The following is a 16571-nucleotide window of genomic DNA, read 5'->3' on the forward strand; positions in this document are numbered from 1 at the left end:
CTCTGAAAGGTGATTGATCATGCAATTCAAAACGCTGCCCCTGGTTGCCTTGCTTGCGACGTTTTCCGCCGCTTCCCACGCCGTCGAAGAAGTGAACATCTCCAACTGGAACGGTTACATCGCCGACGACACCCTGCCCAGTTTCACCAAGGCCACCGGCATCAAGGCGACCTACGACATCCACGACAGCAACGAGGTGCTGGAATCCAAGCTGATGACCGGTAACACCGGCTATGACGTGGTCAGCCCGTCCAACCACTTCATGTCGCGGCTGATCAAGGCCGGGGCCATCCAGCCGTTGGACAAGAGCCAGTTGCCCAACTGGAAGAACCTCGATCCGCTGCTGATGAAGAAGCTTGAGGTCAACGACCCCGGCAACCAGTACGGCTTCCCCTACATGTGGGGCACCGCCGGCATCGGCTACAACGTCGAGAAGATCAAGGCGATCTTTGGCAGCACCGATGTCACCCGCTCGTGGAAGCTGTTCTTTGAAGAAGAGAACATCAAGAAACTCAGCCAGTGCGGCGTGGCGATCATCGACAACCCGACGCAGATCCTGCCTATCACCCTTAACTACCTGGGCCTGCCGCACCATAGCCATAAGCCTGCGGACTACAAGCAGGCCGAACAGGCGTTGCTGAAAATCCGCCCTTACGTGCAGTACTTCCACGCCTCCAAGTACATCAGCGACCTGGCCAACGGCAACGTCTGCGCGGTGATCGGCTTTAACGGCGACGTGGTCCAGGCCGCAGCCAGCGCCAGGGAAGCCAACAACGGTATCGACATTGCCTACTCGATCCCGGAGGAGGGCTCGACGCTGTGGATGGACATGCTGGTCATCCCTAAAAGCGCGCCCCATGAGAAGAACGCCTACGCCTACCTCAACTACTTGCTTACCCCAGAAGTGATCGCCAACATCAGCAACAGCATCCACTACGCCAATCCCAACAGTGCTGCGGGCCCGTTCCTGTCGCCGGCGGTAAAGGACGATGCGGCAATCTACCCGCCCAAGCAGGTGATGGAAAAACTCTTCACCGTCGAAGACCTGCCGCCGGCCATCGCCCGCCTGACTACGCGGCTGTGGACCAAGCTCAAGTCCAACACTTGAGCATGCGGGGTGCTACCGTGGTAGCACCTGGTACGCTTTGAGCGCGTGTATCAGCCCATCGCCTTGCGCTGGCTGGTGACGCTGGCGTCACTGATCTGCGTGACATGCTCGGCAATCAGCGCCCATTCGTTGCAGGCACTCTCAAACCAGGCCTGAGCCACCACAATGTCACTGGCGTGGCTGGCTTTGCCCAGCGAATCAACGATGCCGCCCAGCTCGCCGGCAAATACTGTCCACTGCATACGCAGGGCATCCAGGGCAGTGTTGATGTTGTTCATGTCGGTCAGTACATAACCGGTGCTCAAGGTCAGGCCGTTGAGGGTGGCGATGATCTTCTGGTCGTCCGAGAGTGAACCTTGGTCCGCGAAGATGTTTTGCTGGAACTTGGCGATCTGCTCACCCATGGTATCGATCTGGCTTTGCGCGTCGGCAATCGACGCTGCGCCGATACCCGTCAGTATCAGCGAGATACCGCCGGTGAGCGGAGCCAGAACGATGCCGAAGATAGTTTCGAAAATGCCGCGCTTGCGCGCTGAGCGGGCGGCGGCGATGGCCTGGCGATCGGTCTGTACTTGTTGATTCAGAGCATCGATCCTGCTGTTGATGATGCTGATCTCGCAGCTGATGTCCGCCGCTTGGGCCTGGACCGCGCCGATGGTCGTCTGCATGTTCTGCTCGGCGGCCATCATTTGCGTTTCGAACAGCTTGAGCTTGCCCAGGTAGGTGTCGGTCTGGCCGAGCATGGTTTGCGGGGGGGGTATCAATGCCTGCAGTTGCTTGATCAGGGTGTCCCGTCCACTGTCGGAAAACGCTTTTTCCAGGGTGTCGAAAGCATCGTCGATGGGCCCCTTGGCGTTGTCGAAGGCGTCTGCGCAGTTGAGGATGGCCCCGAGGATGTCGTTGTTGAAGTACAGCATGCCGCTGCGGCGCCAGGCACTCACCAGGTTTTCGGCAACCCCCAGTTCCTGGTCCAGTTGAGCGTACCAGGGGCTGTCGAGCTGCTGTATCTGGGCCTCGATGACGGCCTGGCACGAGGCATTGAGCATGGCAATCGCCGCTTGCGAAGCGTCGATTTGCGCGTTGCAGGTAGTGGCATTGAGTGGCACGGCAACGTTCTCCAAAGATGGCGTGCGAGCGCCGGCTCCCCTGTGCGGGTGGAGCCGGCAAGGCTCGGGTCAGGCTACGCGCAACAGCGCCACTTGCACGGTGGGGCCGTCCATCGGCATGTTTGCTGTGGCCAGTTTCACCGGCGCGCCAGCGATCTGTTGGGCGAAGGTTGTGGCGTCATCCCACTCTTTGCTGGCAGCAGCGGTGAAAGCTCCCTGGAGGATGGTGCTGAGGCTGCCCTCGGCTTTTTTTAGCTCCTCGCTGACATAGCTCAGCTCGCCCTCAAACACATTCCAACTGGTGCGCAGGTCCGACAGTGCAGACGTCGAGGTGGTGATATAGGTGGCTGCCTGGGACGTCGAGCTGGCCAGGCCCTGCAGGGCAACCATCTGCCGTTGGTCGTTGCCCAGTTCTTTTTGGTCCTTGGCGATTTCATCGAACTGGTCGTTGATTTTTTTCTGCATGATCCCCCAAGTCACGGCCCCACCTACCACCAGCAGGCCACCGGTGCCGGCTACCAGCAGTGACGCGCCGCCGGTTTCAGGGGCCAGGGCGATCCCGACCACGGTCAGGAGAATGCCCAGGCCAATGGCGCCGGCCGAGGCCGCAATTGCCTTGTTTTCGTTGGCAATAGTCTGGTTGAGGGCCTTGATGGCCTCGTTCATCTTGTTGATGTCGCCTTGCAGGTCGGCTTCGGCAGACTGGATGTTGGCGGCGCCGCTGGTCAGGTCGTCATGGGACTTCTGCATCTTGTCGCCCCAGTCAGTGAGCTTTTTCGAGGTGGCATCGGCGTTCTTGAGTACCGCTGTCAACTCCTGGACAAGCGCATCGACCAGTTGGTTGACTTGTTTCACGTACATGTTGTCGGCACCTGAGGCGTCGGGGTGGGCCTGGACGATCTGCTGGATCTGCGCAGACAGTGCCGAATAGGTCGAGCCGTAGTTGATCACCTGCAGGGGCACGCCGCCGGTGATTTCCGGCGCCAGGTTGTCGATCCAGTCCTGGGCGGTAGCCTTGGCCGCGTCGAGCTTGCTCGACAAATCATCGAACCAGCTTGGCTTGGGCGAGGGCGCGGTGAAGTTGGTGTTGAGCACGCCATGGCACGCCTGGGTAATGAGGTTGAGGCTGAGAAACGACGACTGGGTATTGTTCTGCAGCGTATCGGTACCTTGGGTAGCGGATGAGTCGGCCATCTTCTTCACTCCATGAGTTGATTGGGCGAGTTATGCAACGTTGGCAATCGGGGCTTGGGGGTTAAGGGTTACCGGTGGTCCTGCAGCCCCGGTCAGGGCCGGGATGGCGCGGGCGAAGCCGGCAATGCTGTGCCAGTTGGCATTGGCGGTTGGCAAGGTTAGGAGGTCGAAGTAGTTGCTGGCATCGGCCCCTGCCTTGAGCGCGTCGATGACCATCTGCACTTTTGCGCGCTCGTTTCTCCACAGGGTCGAAATCTGTGGAAGGCTATTGCCCATCGAGGCAAAGGTCAGTTCAAGGCTGTAGAGCAGTTGCAGGACCATTTTGCTGCCTGCCGCTGCCTGGGCTTCTTCGGTTGCCTGAACTTGCAGGGTGGCGATGGAGCGCAAGGTATCGGCCACTTCGGCATTCTTGCTGATGATGTCGTAGTAGAACTTTCCGACGGTAATGGCCGACACCGCCATGCCGAGGAACGAGAAGCTGCCACCCGCTTCGGTGGCAACGTTGTAAAGCATGGTAACGGTGGTGCTGGTCACACTCTGGCCGGTGCTGATATCCGCCGTGGTAAGGGCGTCCTGCAGCGAACTGACCAGGTCTTGCAGGCGTTGCAGCTCGGCCGCGATCTTGACCATCTGTTTCTCTTCGCTGGCAAGTTCCGCCCAGCCGGCATTGATGCTCTGTTCAAGCAGCGGCTGGATGTTACTGAATGCCTGGCGGTGGCTTGCCAGTGCCTGGGTGGCGACATCGGTGGCGGCAATGGCACTGTCCAGCTGGCTGAGCAACACTGAACGTAGCAGCTCCACCCATTGATCGTTGGTGCGTATGCCGGGCGAGCACTGCATGTTGGCCAGGCCGGCGATGGCCGAGCTGTAATTGCAAAACTGCAGCAGGACATTGGCCCAGATCTGTGGCTTGTCCTCGATCCAGCTCGCGCCTGCGCTGCCCAGCATGCTTACCCGGCTTCGAACACTGGCCAGCCAAGCGGGATCCTTGGGCAATTTACCCACCAACAGGTTACCGGTGGTGTGCGCATAGCTGTCCAGTTGCGTCACTTCGTTGAGGGAGAGGGTCAATAGGTTCAATGTCGTATTGACGGAGGGGCTCAACATGTCAGCTGATCTCCAGGAACGGGTCGAAACTCATGGCCTGGCCATCCAGGCTGAGCTCCACCGAGTACTGCTGACTGCCCGTGGCGCCCTGCGCCTCGACGCGCCCTTGCCAGTAAATGCCATCAGGGGTAGTGACCTGGCTGGGAATGCAGAACCTGTCGTTGATCATCTGTCCGGTAAACTGTGTGATGCTCACGTCGCTCGAAGGCGAGACTGCGGCTACCCGCCAGTTGATGACCTGACCATCCTTGCACACCGTCTTGAGCTCGGCCTGGCCCTCGCTGCCGGACCCCACATGTTTATTGGTATCGATCAGGTAAACGTTGCTGCCGAGATCTTTCGACGCCAAAGCACCTTCTGCATCCACGACAATAAGTACGTCAATCTGGCTCATGGGAACCTCCCTGGTTCATATCACTTTGATTTGCGCATTAAGAGATAACTGCACCCCGCCAACAGCCAGGGTCAGCACATAGGAAAAGGCAACGAACTGCCCTCTGGACTCCACTCTAGCGAGCCACGGGTTGCCGTCGCTGGATTGCAACGTGGGTCTGCAGACCCCCTGCTCAAGCATTGCCCCGGAAAACCCTGCTATCGAGACATCGCCAGTGCTGGCGATGGGAATGACTGTCCAGCACACCAGGTCACCGTCCTCGCAGACGGTATGCAGCACCGGAGTGCCTTCCTGCCAGGAACCTAGAAAGCCATTGGTGTCGACGAGGTAGGCGTTGTCGATGGCGGATCGACTGGCGAGGGCGCCTGCAGTATCGACAACCACCAGCACGTAAATGGTTTTCATAACTGTCCCTAGCGATGAAAAGTTACCAAGTGAGTCCCAGTTAAGCAGGCGTCTTGATATGCGCAAATAGGAAAAAGAAGAAAAGGCAGATCATTAGAGGTTTGGGCAATTCGAGGGGGTTGAGTTCGAACAGGTGAACAAGTGCAGGGTGAAATAATTGTTCGATAATTTTGTTTTATATCAAAGTTTTGTATTTATATTTTGAAGATGGTTGGTGGCGGATGAAAGGCGTCTCATATAGCAAGTCGAAATAAAATGACCTTGGGAGGTCGCACTTTTATTGGCACTGAGAGGTGAATATCAGGTCGAGTGATTAATTATATAAGTTGTCAGCTTACAGTACGCGTGAGCGCGCGCGAGGGTTTTGTTAGCGTACTCGCCGACGAGTGGTGGCCATTTGTCACCCAGGGCAATTGACAGCGTTTTTACCGTGGCTAACATCCACTGGCAGCACATCACTGTGCTGCTCTGCCATGGAGGCACTGTCATGTCCGGATTCACGGATGTTTCACGTCTATGCTGCGTCGCTCGGCGCCCATCCTGCCTGTTCCCTTCGCCTCGATACTTGCTGGTTGCCTGCGGCGCGCCCTGAGCTGCGCGTGCTGATGCGTTGAACACTTGCCTTTGTAATCCGGTGCACTGTCTGCTGCTGTCGGTTGCGTGTGCCCGGGCTTGATCACAGTCAAAATGGAGACTGGAAATGACCGAAGCCAATAAGCCAACGGACCCTGGTACTGCTTCTGGCGGCAGGATCTACGAGCGTCTGGACCGTTTGTTCAGTGAAGAGGGCATCGCCATTCCCGGCGATGGGGCGGTGCTGGAACTGGTTGCCCTGGGTGAGCACACGCTCAAATACCACCAGATGGTCAACCCGCCACCGCAGTTGGCGATGGCCAGTGACAGCGTGCCACGCGAGCGATTCGAAGGCGGTGAGCACACGGCTATTGGCGACAGTGCAACGCTGTACTTTTCTGGCAGCGACAGTGGTACCCCGGCCTGGGAAGTGGAGCTGGACCTGCCGAACGGCCTGGCCCTGACCTATGGCCAGATCGTCGCCCTGGGCGGTGACTTCTACGGCGATCCGGACCGGCCGATCTCCGACGGTGGCACTGTCAGCGAGCGCATGCAGCGCTTTACCGCCGCCTTCAACTCGTTGGCCAGCTTGCCGGCCTCCAAGAGCGAAGCCGAGAAGATCCTGGCAGTGATGCAGGAAGAAATCCAAGCGGCCAACCAGGCGATCAACAACGGTGTGCAACCGCATGAAGCCTACGACAAGCTCGGTGATGAGCTGTCAGCCAAGTGGAACCGCATCACCGGTGGTGGCAGTATTTTTACCCCGTGGGTGCCGTTGGGCCGCTACCTGAAACTGGCGGCGACCAACTGGGACCATTTTGGCACCTGGGCGGTGGCCGCTTACAAGGCCGGTCACGCTGTGGCGCTGCAGCAGGCGGCCAAGGCGCACCGCAGCGGGCAGCGCAAGGACCTGGAACTGGCCTATGCGATGAACGCGTTCGCCGACCACTTCCTCTCCGACCTGTTCTCCGGAGGCCACCTGCGCACGCCGCGCAAGCAGTTGTACGAAACGGTTACCCCCAGCGACGTCGGTTCGCTGCTGTCGCGCTACATGCATGATGAAGACTGCAAGTTCGGCCTCAACGTGTTCAATGCCATGGATGAAAGCTGGCATGCCTATGGCGACAAGCGCTATTTCGACACTGTGGACGTAGCCAACCGCAACCATGTCAATGCCGTGGTGCAGACGTCGGTGGACGAAGTGTTCCAGAGCTTTAGCGATGGCACCGTGCCGTCTGAGGAGGCGTTTGAAGCCTTGCTCTGGTTACCCGATCTCAAGCAACTGCAAAACCACTTGAGCAACGTCAACTATTCGGCCCTGTTCGTCGCGCAGAACAATACCGTGCTGCGCCGCCAGGACATCAACAACCTCAATGATCGCAACTGGACTGACAACTGGTGGGGCAGCACCACCCTGGCCTTGCTGAAAAAGGACTACGACCCCAAACCGCCTGCCGGTTACCTCAACCCACCGCTACAAGCGCCAACGATCCAGGCCAGTGGCTGGCAAAGCCATAAGCCGAGCCCACCGAACTGGGTGGATGGCCAGGCGGTGCGTTACGCCTTCAGCTTCACCAATGGCCTGAACGAGTCGTACACCGGGCCCTGGTCGAGCTACGTCACCCTCGAGGGCAGCTACCACCCGACCCTCAACGTGCCCCTCGACGCTACGGGCAAATCCACCGGGCGCAACATCTTCCGCCAGTTCCGTGGCAGCGCGCCAGCCCTGGTCGGCAGCCTGGGCAGTACACAAACCTCGTTCATCGACCAGCAGAACTGACAAGGAGTCCCAGCATGTCTATCACCATCACGGTAAACCTGGCCTCGGGTGATTCAGCCAAGGGTATGGTCCTGGAGCTTTTGTCCGATGGCCTGCCGGTGGCACGCGCCAAGGTCGACGACCAGGGCAATGCGCTGTTTCATCCTGCCAGCACCGCTGGGCGCCTGGCAGTGCGGGTCGATCATTCGGACTTGAGCAGGGAGCATTCAGCATGAGCACTGTTTCAGTCGTGCCAATCGTCGATACCTCGGCCAGCATGAGCACCTATGGCTATGTGGCGCAGACGGTGATCGATACCAAAGCGTTCTTGCGCCTGCTCAAGCCCGGAGACAAGCTGGCGGTGGTGGCTTATGACAGCAACGCGCGCAATGTCTACGCCGATAACGGCGGCCTGGCCACGGTCGATCCGGCGTTGAGCGTGACCGCCAATGCGGCGGTAGCGGTCGGCGGCCTCAGCTTCGATGGCAATTCCACCGCCATTGGCCGCGGCCTGCAGCAGAGTCGCAGCTTTCTTGATAACGCCAGCGAACCGCGTGCTGGCGTGCTGCTGACCGACGGGTTCCAGAACGACGGGCCGCTGCCGCTGGATGTCTTGCCCAAGTACCGGATCATGACATGTGCCATGGGCCAGCTATCGGATCAGGATCTGCTTCTGGAGATCGCTCGGCGCACGGGTGGCACTTACTTTTTTGCACCGCGCGCCGCCGACATGATGAAGGTCTACAACACCATCCGCGCCACCACGGCGTCGGCAGCGCTGCTGGCCAATCAGCTCATCGATATTCCGCTGAACGACTACCAGTTGATCCCCGCAGTGGTTTCCCAGGGGCCAGGTGGCGCGCAGATTTCTGCGGTGTGGTCCAATACCGAGGTGAGTTACACCCGGGGCAGCCCATCGGGTAACCAGCTGTCGGTCACCCTGGTCGATCCCACAGGCAACACCAGTGCGCTGAACCCGACCATCATCGGCGACGGTTTTGTCATCTACAACGTCGATAACCCGGCGCCTGGGCAGTGGTACATCCAGCTTGAGTTCGCCGGCAGCGGGCAGGCCATCAACTGTACCGGCGGGGCGTTGCAGTATCGGTCGTCGGCACGCAGCAATGCCGCCAGCCTGCAATTGAGCGTCGAGCTACCTTCGTTGCACCGGGTTCGCCAGCCATTGCCGTTGAAGGTGCACCTGGATGCGGGGGGCGAAGTGTTGAGTAATGTGCGCGGGTACGCGATCGTGCAGCGACCGACAATCAGCATCGCCGACGCGCTGCAAAAGTACGACGATCAGCTGGGCTCTGTGCAGCCGCACGCACTTGATCTGGCCCGTGGGATTTCGCAGCCCATGGCCAGGCTGGCGGCCCTGCGTCAGGCCTTGTTGCCGGAGCTGGATATTCTCGCCCATCAACAGAGCGTTGTGCACTTCAACGCGGCAACCCATCAGTTCGGCGTACAACTCGACACACCGGTCGCGGGGTCGTACAGCGTGCAGGTGGTGGTCAGCGGCGAAAGCCAGGCATCGGGGCCGTTCCAGCGCTGTGGTCTGGTCAGCGTGCTGGTGAGCGACCAGCGTTTGTGAGCATGACGCTGCTCTGCAACCGGCCTGGCAATGGCGGGTCGGTTGCAGGACAGTGCGGACTAATTTGTTGCGCCCCTCGCTCGTTCTCTAGAAAGCAACCGTACGCCACTGGCGCGACGGGCCCAATCAATCCAGGAGACAGGCAATGACATCCGTATTCGACCGTGAAGACATCGTGTTCCAGGTAGTGGTCAACCACGAAGAGCAGTATTCCATCTGGCCTGACTACAAGGCCATCCCGGCGGGCTGGCGCACGGTTGGCAAAAGCGGCCTGAAGAAAGAGTGCCTGGCGTACATCGATGAAGTCTGGACCGATATGCGTCCCTTGAGCCTGCGCCAGAAAATGGCCGAAACCGCTGCGGCACAGTAAGGGGCGCGCGTGTCTGCATTGACCTTGCTGTGCCTGCCGTATTCTGGTGCCAGTGCCATGGTCTACAGCCGCTGGCGGCGCAAGCTGCCGGCCTGGCTGAACCTGCGCCCGGTGGAATTGCCCGGACGTGGGGCGCGCCTGGGCGAGCCGCTGTTGACCGACATGCAGGTGCTGGCCCGCCAGCTTGCCAGCGAGCAGCGCCTGGCGGCCAGCCAACCCTACGCCTTGCTCGGGCACAGCCTGGGCGCCTTGCTGGCCTTCGAACTGGCCCATGAGCTACAGGCCCTAGGTTGCCCGCCACCTGTGGCGCTGTTTGCCAGTGGCACGGCTGCACCAACCCGGCGCGAAGACTATGACGGCGGCAACTGGCGTGAACCCAAGAGCGATGGGGTATTGATCGACGAGTTGCGCACATTGCAGGGTACGCCGGAAGAAGTGCTGGCCAACCAGGAGCTGATGAGCCTGACCTTGCCGGTGCTGCGCGCCGACTTTCTGCTGTGTGGGCGCTATGTCTACCGTCAGCGTCCGCCCCTGCAGTGCCCCGTGCATGTATTGGGCGGGGAAGACGACAAGGCCAGCCAGGCGCAGTTGCTGGCCTGGCGGCAGGAGAGTGTCGGCGACTTCTCGCTGGAGATTTTCCCCGGTGGTCACTTCTTCATCCATGAGCATGAAGAGCGCGTGCTGGGTGTCCTCAGCGCCGCCCTTGAGCCCCATCGCCTGTCGGCTTGAACATTGACGCGGCGACGGTTAATGAACGAGCCTTGGTGTTTACCCATCACCAAGGTGCTCGCGATGTTGATCCAGCCGACCCAGGCCAGCTTGCTGGTCATCGATGTTCAGGAAAAACTCATTGGCGCGGTAAGCGACCCGGCCGGCACCCTGGCGCGTACTCGCTGGCTGTTGGCGGCGACCGCCACCCTGGGCCTGCCGACGGTGTTTTCCGAGCAGTACCCCAAGGGCCTGGGGCCGACCGTGGCGCAGCTCAAGGAGGCCTCGCCGGCTGCCCTGGTGGTGGAGAAGCTGCATTTTTCCTGTGTGGCGGCCGAGTGCCTGCCGGCGTCCTTGCTGGCGCGCGAGCAGGTGATCGTCTGCGGCATGGAAACCCATATCTGCGTACTGCAAACCGTGCTCGGCCTGCTTGAGCTGGGCAAGCAGGTGTTTGTGGTCGAGGATGCCTGCGACTGTCGCGGTGCCCACAACCGTGAGGCTGGCATTGCCCGCATGCGTGGGGCCGGGGCGCAGATCGTCACCCGTGAGATGGTGGTGTTCGAGCTGATGGGCAGCAGTGCCCACGCGCAATTTCGCCACATCAGCAAAACCTACATGGTCGGCGAGCAGCCATAGGCGCACGAGCAGTGGTGTTGCCTGCGATGCTGCATTACAGTGCGCGCCACCTCATTGCTTACAGGATGTTCAGATGAAACCGCGTGCACTGCTGACGATCGGCTCGGCCCTTGCCCTGGCCTGCCTGCCGCTGTTCGCCCAGGCTCAGGCCACGGTCGCCCGGGTCTTCAATGGTGAAATGCTCGGCAGCAACCTCAAGTACTTCGAATCGGTCGCCGGCGTCGCCCGTACCAGCTTCGGTGACAAGCACACCTACAAGGTGCAGGGCTGCGAAATCACCGCCGACGCAGCCGGCGGCAGCATCAACGAGCTGCGCCTGCAACTGTCGCCCACCTGCACTCGTTCATCGGCGACTTCGCCCCGGCCACCAAGCAACCGCTGACCGTCGCTGCTCTGCATGAGTCCACCGGCGGCCCGTTGGAATTCTATGCCGATTGCCTGGAAATGTGTGGCAACGCCGCCGATCCATCGGTGTATGCCCTGTGGGAAGGGCCGCGGGCGATTGGCTTTACCCAGGTCCTGGCCGAAATCATGCTCACCGATGACGCGGCCATCGCCGCCTCGAACCAATGGGCGGACGAGATGAAGAAGCACAAGGGCGAAGACTTTGTCATGGAAACCAAATTCAACTGCGAGCGCAGCTTCGACCCGGTCGCTCTGCAGAGCTTCAAAGCGGCGGCCATCACTGCCGTGACTATTGGCACGCAACTGAGCAAACCAGGCTGCTGATTGCAGTTGCGTCCCGCCGCCGTTACTGTGCAGCAATTGCCAGATGCGGCGGGAGAACCCATGCAAGTACCCGGTTGGCTGGTTGTGGTCAGCGTGCTGCTGGCAGTTCAGGGCTGTGCCACCCAAAGCGAAGCCCCTGAACAAGCCCCGGCCAAAGTGCGCGCGCTAATCGTGCGCCTGCTGCCAGCCAGTGCCAACGACCGTGAAGGCTGGGCGCGGGATATCCAGAGTGCCTTCGCCGCGCAGCAGATCAACCCCAGCAAGAGCAACCTGTGCGCGGTGCTGGCGGTCACTGAACAGGAGTCAACCTTCCAGGCTGACCCAAAGGTGCCGGGCCTGGGCCGCATTGCCCGGCAAGAGATCGACCGCCGCGCCGCCAGCCTGCATATCCCCAAGCTGTTGATCGACGCCACCCTGCAAACCCGCTCGCCGACCGGCAAGACCTACGGCCAGCGCCTGGAGGCGGTACGCAGCGAAAAGCAGCTCAGCGAGCTGTTTGACGAGCTGATCGGCGCCTTGCCCATGGGCAAGACCCTGCTTGGCGGCTTCAACCCGGTGCGTACCGGCGGGCCGATGCAGGTCAGCATCGACTTTGCCGAGCAGCATGCCCAGGGCTATCCCTACACCTATGCCGGGACCATTCGCCAGGAAGTCTTCAGCCGTCGTGGCGGCATGTACTTCGGTATTGCGCATTTGCTCGGATATCCCACTCACTATGATCGCCAGCTCTATCGCTTTGGCGACTTCAATGCTGGCTGGTACGCCAGCCGCAACGCGGCGTTCCAGAGCGCCTTGAGCCGGGCCAGTGGTGTGACGCTGGCGCTGGACGGCGACCTGATCGCGCCGGGGGCGATCATGCCAGGCAGCACCGAGCGTGCTGCCCGGCGCTTGGGGGTGAAGCTGGACTTGCGCAATCTGAGCATCCGCAATCAGCTGGAGCAGGGCGACAGCCTGGCGTTCGAAGACTCCCGCCTGTACAAGGGGGTTTTCGCCCTGGCCGATGGTGCGGCGGGCAGGGCGGTGCCACGGGCGCAGCTGCCGGGGATCGAACTGAAAAGCCCGAAGATCACCCGCAAACTGACCACGGCCTGGTTTGCCAAGCGGGTGGATGAGCGTTATCAGCGTTGCATGAAACGTTGAATCGGTGGTGAGCCCATCGCTGCATTGGTATCTACACATCTCTAATCCTGATCTATGAAGAGGGCTCAGGGTTGGCCTGCGCATGTGTGCATATCCACATCAACTGGATAAGCACGCATATCAAGAGCCAATAGGCTGACTCGCTAGAGATGTGTAGATACCTATGCCCATCGCTGGCAAGCCAGCTCCCACAAGACCTGCATCCATCCTGAGAGCACTGCAAAACCTGTGGGAGTTGGCTTGCCGACGATGGGCTGCAAAGCAGCCCCAAAATAGCCGATCAGCTGTTGCCCGCCACCAACGCCCCGACCACCTGCTCAACACTGGCCTTCAACCCCGCCAGTGAATCCTGGGCATCGGTCTCCACCACCAGCAGCTTGGCCCCCGAGGCGGCAATCACTTCAGCCACGTCCTTGCTCGGCTGCTTGTGATGCAGCACCAGCGCCACGTCCTGGCCTTTGAGCTCATCGCCCAGACGCTTGAGCGCTGCCGCATCCCATTGGTCATCCGCCACCTGAGGATGATCGATCAAGTCCAGGTTCAGGCCGCTGACCAGATAGTCCAGGCGCTCCGACAGGTTGACCACGCTCAGGTTGTCCGCCTCGGCCAGGCGCGCTTCGCTGCTGGCGCTGAGCTCAAGCAACTGGCGCTTGAGGCTGGCCAGGTTGCTCTGGATCTTCGCCTGGTCCGCCGGGCTCAGGCGCCCCAGGTCATTGGCCAGGACATCGGCCATGCGCCCAAGGTTGGTCGGGTTGAGCCACGGGTAGCCGGCGAAGCCGTTGTTGCCCTGCACGGCGATGCCCGGCAGGGCGCCGTCCACAGGCCGCGCGGCATCGATCTCGATGATGCGGATATTACTGCGCCGAGCCACCGGGTAGAGCGGATCGTCGCTCCAGATCGAACGCAGGCCAATCACAGCGTCAGCCCCGTTCGCCGCTTTCTGCAGGCTCGCACCGCCACGGCCACTGAAGTACGACGGCTGGCGCGACGCCGGAATGTTCGCCGGAGCTGCGCGCTGCAGCTGCACCGAGGTGCCGTCGAGCAGGGCGCTGGCCAGGGTGTTGGTCACCGGCAGCGAGGCCAGTACGGTGACCTTGGCCGCTGCTGTCGCAGGCGTCTGGGCCTGGCTCAGGATTGGCAGCCCGGCGAGCGCCAGGGCCAGGCACAGGTGCTGGAGTTTGAAGGTCATGCCGGGTTTCCTTGCAGGCGTGGAACAAGGCCGCGGGCGAGGGCGGCGAGGGCGAAGCAGCAGCCGGCGACGAGGATGATCGCCGCGCCCGAAGGCACGGGCAGATCGAACACGATCGGCAGCAGAATCCCAACCAGTGTGCTCACGGTGGCGATCAGTACCGAGGCCCAGAAAAAACCCTTGAGCGACTGGCTGATCAAGCGTGCCGCCGCTGCCGGAATCACCAGCAGGGCGCCGACCAGGATCGCGCCGATGACTTTAACCGCCGCCACCGTCACCAGAGTCACCAGCACCACGAACAGATAGTCCAGGCTTTTCACCGCCACCCCACGCACCGCCGCCAGCTGTGGGTTGAAACTGGCCAGCATGATGCGGTTGTACAGCGGCAGGGCCAGGGCCAGCACCAAGCTGCCGACGATGCCCAGCACCAGCAGGTCCTGGCCGCTGACGGTCAGCACTGAGCCGAACAGCACGTTCTCGAGGATGTGCACGTTGATCTTGCCTGCCAGCATCAGCAGCAGGCTGGCGCCCAGGGCCAGGGACACCGAGAGGAACACGCCGATCAGGGTGTCGGGCGACAGGCCGGTGCGGTTACGCAAAAAGTTCAGCAGGATGCCGAACAACAGGCAGTAGCCAAACAGGCTGCCGTATGGGCCGGTGTAGGGTTCGCCGAGCAGAATGCCGATGGCAACGCCGGTGAGCGCGGCATGGCCGACCGCTTCGGAGAAGAAGGCAAAGCGCTTGACCACCACCAGGGTGCCGAGGCCGCCGAGCACCGGGCCGATCATCAGGCCGGCGAGCAGGGCATTGACCACAAAGCCGTAGGCCAGGGCTTCGGGCAGGTAACCCGCGGTGGCCCAGCTCTGGATCAGCAGGCGAAACTCTTCGTAGTTCATCAGGCGACGCTCTCGCTGCGCGGGTGAATGGAGAACAGGCTGAGCAGACGGTCCGGGGTCAGCGCCTGTTTCGGCGGGGCGTCGAACAACACCCGGCGGCTCAGGCCGGTGACCTGGTCGGCCAGGCGGGCGACCGCTTGCAGGTCATGCTCGATCCACAGCACCGTGGTGCCGGCGGCGCGCCAATCGTGCAGCAGGCGCTCGAACACCTGGATGCCGGCCTCGTCCAGTGCCGACATCGGTTCATCGAGTACCAGCAACTGCGGCGCCGGGATCAGCCCCTGGGCCAGCAGCACGCGCTGGCGCTCGCCACCAGAGAGGGCGCCCATGCGCCGCTTGCGCTTGTCGAGCATGCCGACCCGCTCAAGCGCTGCGTCAATTGCCGGCGCAACCTTGCGCGACAGGCCGAGGAACGCCGGCCGGCGCTGGCACATGGCAGCCATGAAATCGTCCACCGTCATCGGCAGGCCACGGTCAAATTCCAGGGCCTGGGGCACGTAGCCAATCACCTGTTCATCACCCGGCCAGCTCAGGGTCAACTGGCCTTGGTGCGGCATTTGCCCGAGCAGGGTCTTGATCAGCGAACTCTTGCCGCCGCCGTTGGGCCCGACCAGCGCATGCACGCTGCCGGCGGCGACTGTGAAACTGACCTGGTCAAGGATCCGCGTACGACCCAGGGTCAGGTCCACTTCGCTGAAGGTAATCTGCGGCCCGCAGGCAGGGCTGATCAGTGCTTGGGCCATGGTCATGCCTGGGACTCCTTGATCGCTCGCACTACAGTGTCGAGGTTGCGCTTCATTTCGACCTCGTACTTTTCCTTGCTGTAGTCGCCGTAGGAGATGTGCGTCAGCGGGTAGATTTTCACTCCCGACTCACGCTGGATGGTTTCGACATAGGCCGAGGGGAAGTCCATTTCCGAGAAGATCACTTTGACGTCCAGCGCCTTGAGCTGGTCGATGGTCTTCTTCAGCTGGCTCGGGCTCGGCTCGATGCCGTGGGCCGGCTCGACCACGGCGGTGACTTCCAGGCCGAACTCGCGCACCAGGTAGTCGTAGGCGGCGTGAATGGTCGCCACGCGAAACTCGGCGCCCGGCGCTTCGGTGACCTGGGCCAGGGCCTCGGCGCGCAGCTTGCGCAGACGCTTGGCGTAGGCGCGGGCGTTCTGGCTGTAGTACTTGGCGTTGTCCGGGTCGAGCTTGCCCAGCTCACGGGCGATGTTGTTGACCTGGGCAATGCTGGCGCTGATCGACAGGAAGGTGTGCGGGTTGACCACCTTGCCGGCACCGCGCGCAGCCACGCCGGTGGCGGCCAGCAGCGGAACGTTGCTGTTGGATTCGATGGTGGCGATGTTTGGCTTCTCGCTGGCGGCGATCATGCGGTCGGCAAAGTCGTCATGGCCTACGCCGTTGAGGACGATCACGTCCAGGGTGCCAATGCGCTTGATGTCCTCGGCCCGTGGCTCGTAGGCATGAGGGTTGAAGCCTGCCGGAATCAGCGGCACCACCTCGGCCTTGTCACCGACGATATTGCTCACGTAGCTGTAGTACGGGTGCAGGGTGATGCCTATGCGTAGCGGCTTGCCATTCTCGGCCAGGGCCAGCGCGGGCAGGGCACAGGCGAGCAACACAGTCAGAAGGCGACGGGCGAGGGTAGCGCGAAACATGGG

At 61.4% G+C, this 16571-nt stretch carries 19 protein-coding genes; 10 read left to right on the top strand and 9 right to left on the bottom strand.

The genetic code is table 11. From position 1 onward, the window contains the following. Window positions 1-19: 19 nt before the first annotated feature. Window positions 20-1108, top strand: coding sequence for a polyamine ABC transporter substrate-binding protein (locus M5G17_RS18660; RefSeq protein ID WP_273894394.1), 1089 nt, complete (start codon window positions 20-22; stop codon window positions 1106-1108). A gap of 50 nt (window positions 1109-1158) precedes the next feature. Here the strand turns inward: M5G17_RS18660 and makE are convergent, their stop codons facing one another. From makE to makC (M5G17_RS18685), 5 genes are all read right to left on the bottom strand, one after another. Further along, window positions 1159-2214, bottom strand: coding sequence for an alpha-pore-forming cytotoxin subunit MakE (makE, locus tag M5G17_RS18665; RefSeq protein WP_273894395.1), 1056 nt, complete (start codon window positions 2212-2214; stop codon window positions 1159-1161). A gap of 69 nt (window positions 2215-2283) precedes the next feature. After that, window positions 2284-3408: an alpha-pore-forming cytotoxin MakA gene (gene makA, locus M5G17_RS18670; RefSeq protein ID WP_273894396.1), complete on the bottom strand. Its 1125-nt coding sequence runs from the start codon at window positions 3406-3408 to the stop codon at window positions 2284-2286. A gap of 30 nt (window positions 3409-3438) precedes the next feature. Next, entirely contained in the window at window positions 3439-4515 is a 1077-nt protein-coding gene (makB, locus tag M5G17_RS18675; protein WP_273894397.1) for an alpha-pore-forming cytotoxin subunit MakB, read from the bottom strand. Window position 4516: 1 nt separating this feature from the next. Continuing rightward, window positions 4517-4909: an alpha-pore-forming tripartite toxin MakABE regulator gene (gene makC, locus M5G17_RS18680; protein ID WP_273894398.1), complete on the bottom strand. Its 393-nt coding sequence runs from the start codon at window positions 4907-4909 to the stop codon at window positions 4517-4519. 15 nt (window positions 4910-4924) lie between these two features. Next, window positions 4925-5314: an alpha-pore-forming tripartite toxin MakABE regulator gene (makC, locus tag M5G17_RS18685; protein ID WP_273894399.1), complete on the bottom strand. Its 390-nt coding sequence runs from the start codon at window positions 5312-5314 to the stop codon at window positions 4925-4927. 700 nt (window positions 5315-6014) lie between these two features. Here makC (M5G17_RS18685) and M5G17_RS18690 point away from each other — a divergent pair. The 9 genes from M5G17_RS18690 to M5G17_RS18730 all read left to right on the top strand — a co-directional run bounded on the left by M5G17_RS18690 (window position 6015) and on the right by M5G17_RS18730 (window position 12820). Next, complete coding sequence (locus M5G17_RS18690) at window positions 6015-7667, top strand: phospholipase (RefSeq protein WP_273894400.1); 1653 nt, start codon at window positions 6015-6017, stop codon at window positions 7665-7667. A gap of 14 nt (window positions 7668-7681) precedes the next feature. Next, a complete protein-coding gene (locus M5G17_RS18695; RefSeq protein WP_273894401.1) occupies window positions 7682-7882 on the top strand; it encodes a hypothetical protein in 201 nt (66 codons plus the stop codon). After that, a complete protein-coding gene (locus M5G17_RS18700) occupies window positions 7879-9237 on the top strand; it encodes a vWA domain-containing protein (protein ID WP_273894402.1) in 1359 nt (452 codons plus the stop codon). The genes M5G17_RS18695 and M5G17_RS18700 overlap by 4 nt, the downstream gene beginning before the upstream one ends. A gap of 145 nt (window positions 9238-9382) precedes the next feature. Beyond that, window positions 9383-9607, top strand: a complete 225-nt coding sequence (locus tag M5G17_RS18705) for an MbtH family protein (RefSeq protein ID WP_038994517.1) — start codon at window positions 9383-9385, stop codon at window positions 9605-9607. Window positions 9608-9616: 9 nt separating this feature from the next. Beyond that, window positions 9617-10336, top strand: coding sequence for a thioesterase II family protein (locus M5G17_RS18710; protein WP_273894403.1), 720 nt, complete (start codon window positions 9617-9619; stop codon window positions 10334-10336). Between the two features lie 63 nt (window positions 10337-10399). Then, window positions 10400-10951, top strand: coding sequence for a hydrolase (locus M5G17_RS18715; protein WP_273894404.1), 552 nt, complete (start codon window positions 10400-10402; stop codon window positions 10949-10951). Between the two features lie 73 nt (window positions 10952-11024). Beyond that, window positions 11025-11333, top strand: coding sequence for a hypothetical protein (locus M5G17_RS18720; RefSeq protein WP_273894405.1), 309 nt, complete (start codon window positions 11025-11027; stop codon window positions 11331-11333). A 35-nt stretch (window positions 11334-11368) separates the two neighbouring features. After that, window positions 11369-11680 carry a hypothetical protein gene (locus M5G17_RS18725; protein ID WP_273894406.1) on the top strand — a complete coding sequence of 104 codons (312 nt, stop codon included), beginning with the start codon at window positions 11369-11371 and terminating at the stop codon, window positions 11678-11680. A gap of 60 nt (window positions 11681-11740) precedes the next feature. Beyond that, window positions 11741-12820 carry a DUF1615 domain-containing protein gene (locus M5G17_RS18730; RefSeq protein ID WP_273894407.1) on the top strand — a complete coding sequence of 360 codons (1080 nt, stop codon included), beginning with the start codon at window positions 11741-11743 and terminating at the stop codon, window positions 12818-12820. Window positions 12821-13100: 280 nt separating this feature from the next. Here M5G17_RS18730 and M5G17_RS18735 read toward each other — a convergent pair whose 3' ends face one another. Genes M5G17_RS18735 through M5G17_RS18750 form a run of 4 tightly spaced genes read right to left on the bottom strand, consistent with a single transcriptional unit; the run spans window position 13101 to window position 16568 of the window. Further along, window positions 13101-14009, bottom strand: coding sequence for a metal ABC transporter solute-binding protein, Zn/Mn family (locus M5G17_RS18735; RefSeq protein ID WP_273894408.1), 909 nt, complete (start codon window positions 14007-14009; stop codon window positions 13101-13103). Then, complete coding sequence (locus tag M5G17_RS18740; RefSeq protein ID WP_273894409.1) at window positions 14006-14905, bottom strand: metal ABC transporter permease; 900 nt, start codon at window positions 14903-14905, stop codon at window positions 14006-14008. The genes M5G17_RS18735 and M5G17_RS18740 overlap by 4 nt, the downstream gene beginning before the upstream one ends. Next, window positions 14905-15654 carry a metal ABC transporter ATP-binding protein gene (locus M5G17_RS18745; RefSeq protein WP_273894410.1) on the bottom strand — a complete coding sequence of 250 codons (750 nt, stop codon included), beginning with the start codon at window positions 15652-15654 and terminating at the stop codon, window positions 14905-14907. Before M5G17_RS18745 ends, M5G17_RS18740 begins: the two co-directional genes overlap by 1 nt. Continuing rightward, a complete protein-coding gene (locus M5G17_RS18750; RefSeq protein ID WP_273894411.1) occupies window positions 15651-16568 on the bottom strand; it encodes a metal ABC transporter substrate-binding protein in 918 nt (305 codons plus the stop codon). The genes M5G17_RS18745 and M5G17_RS18750 overlap by 4 nt, the downstream gene beginning before the upstream one ends. Window positions 16569-16571 lie beyond the last annotated feature (3 nt).

It is taken from the genome of Pseudomonas rubra, from assembly GCF_028656935.1.
GTDB classification, from domain to species: Bacteria; Pseudomonadota; Gammaproteobacteria; order Pseudomonadales; family Pseudomonadaceae; genus Aquipseudomonas; species Aquipseudomonas rubra.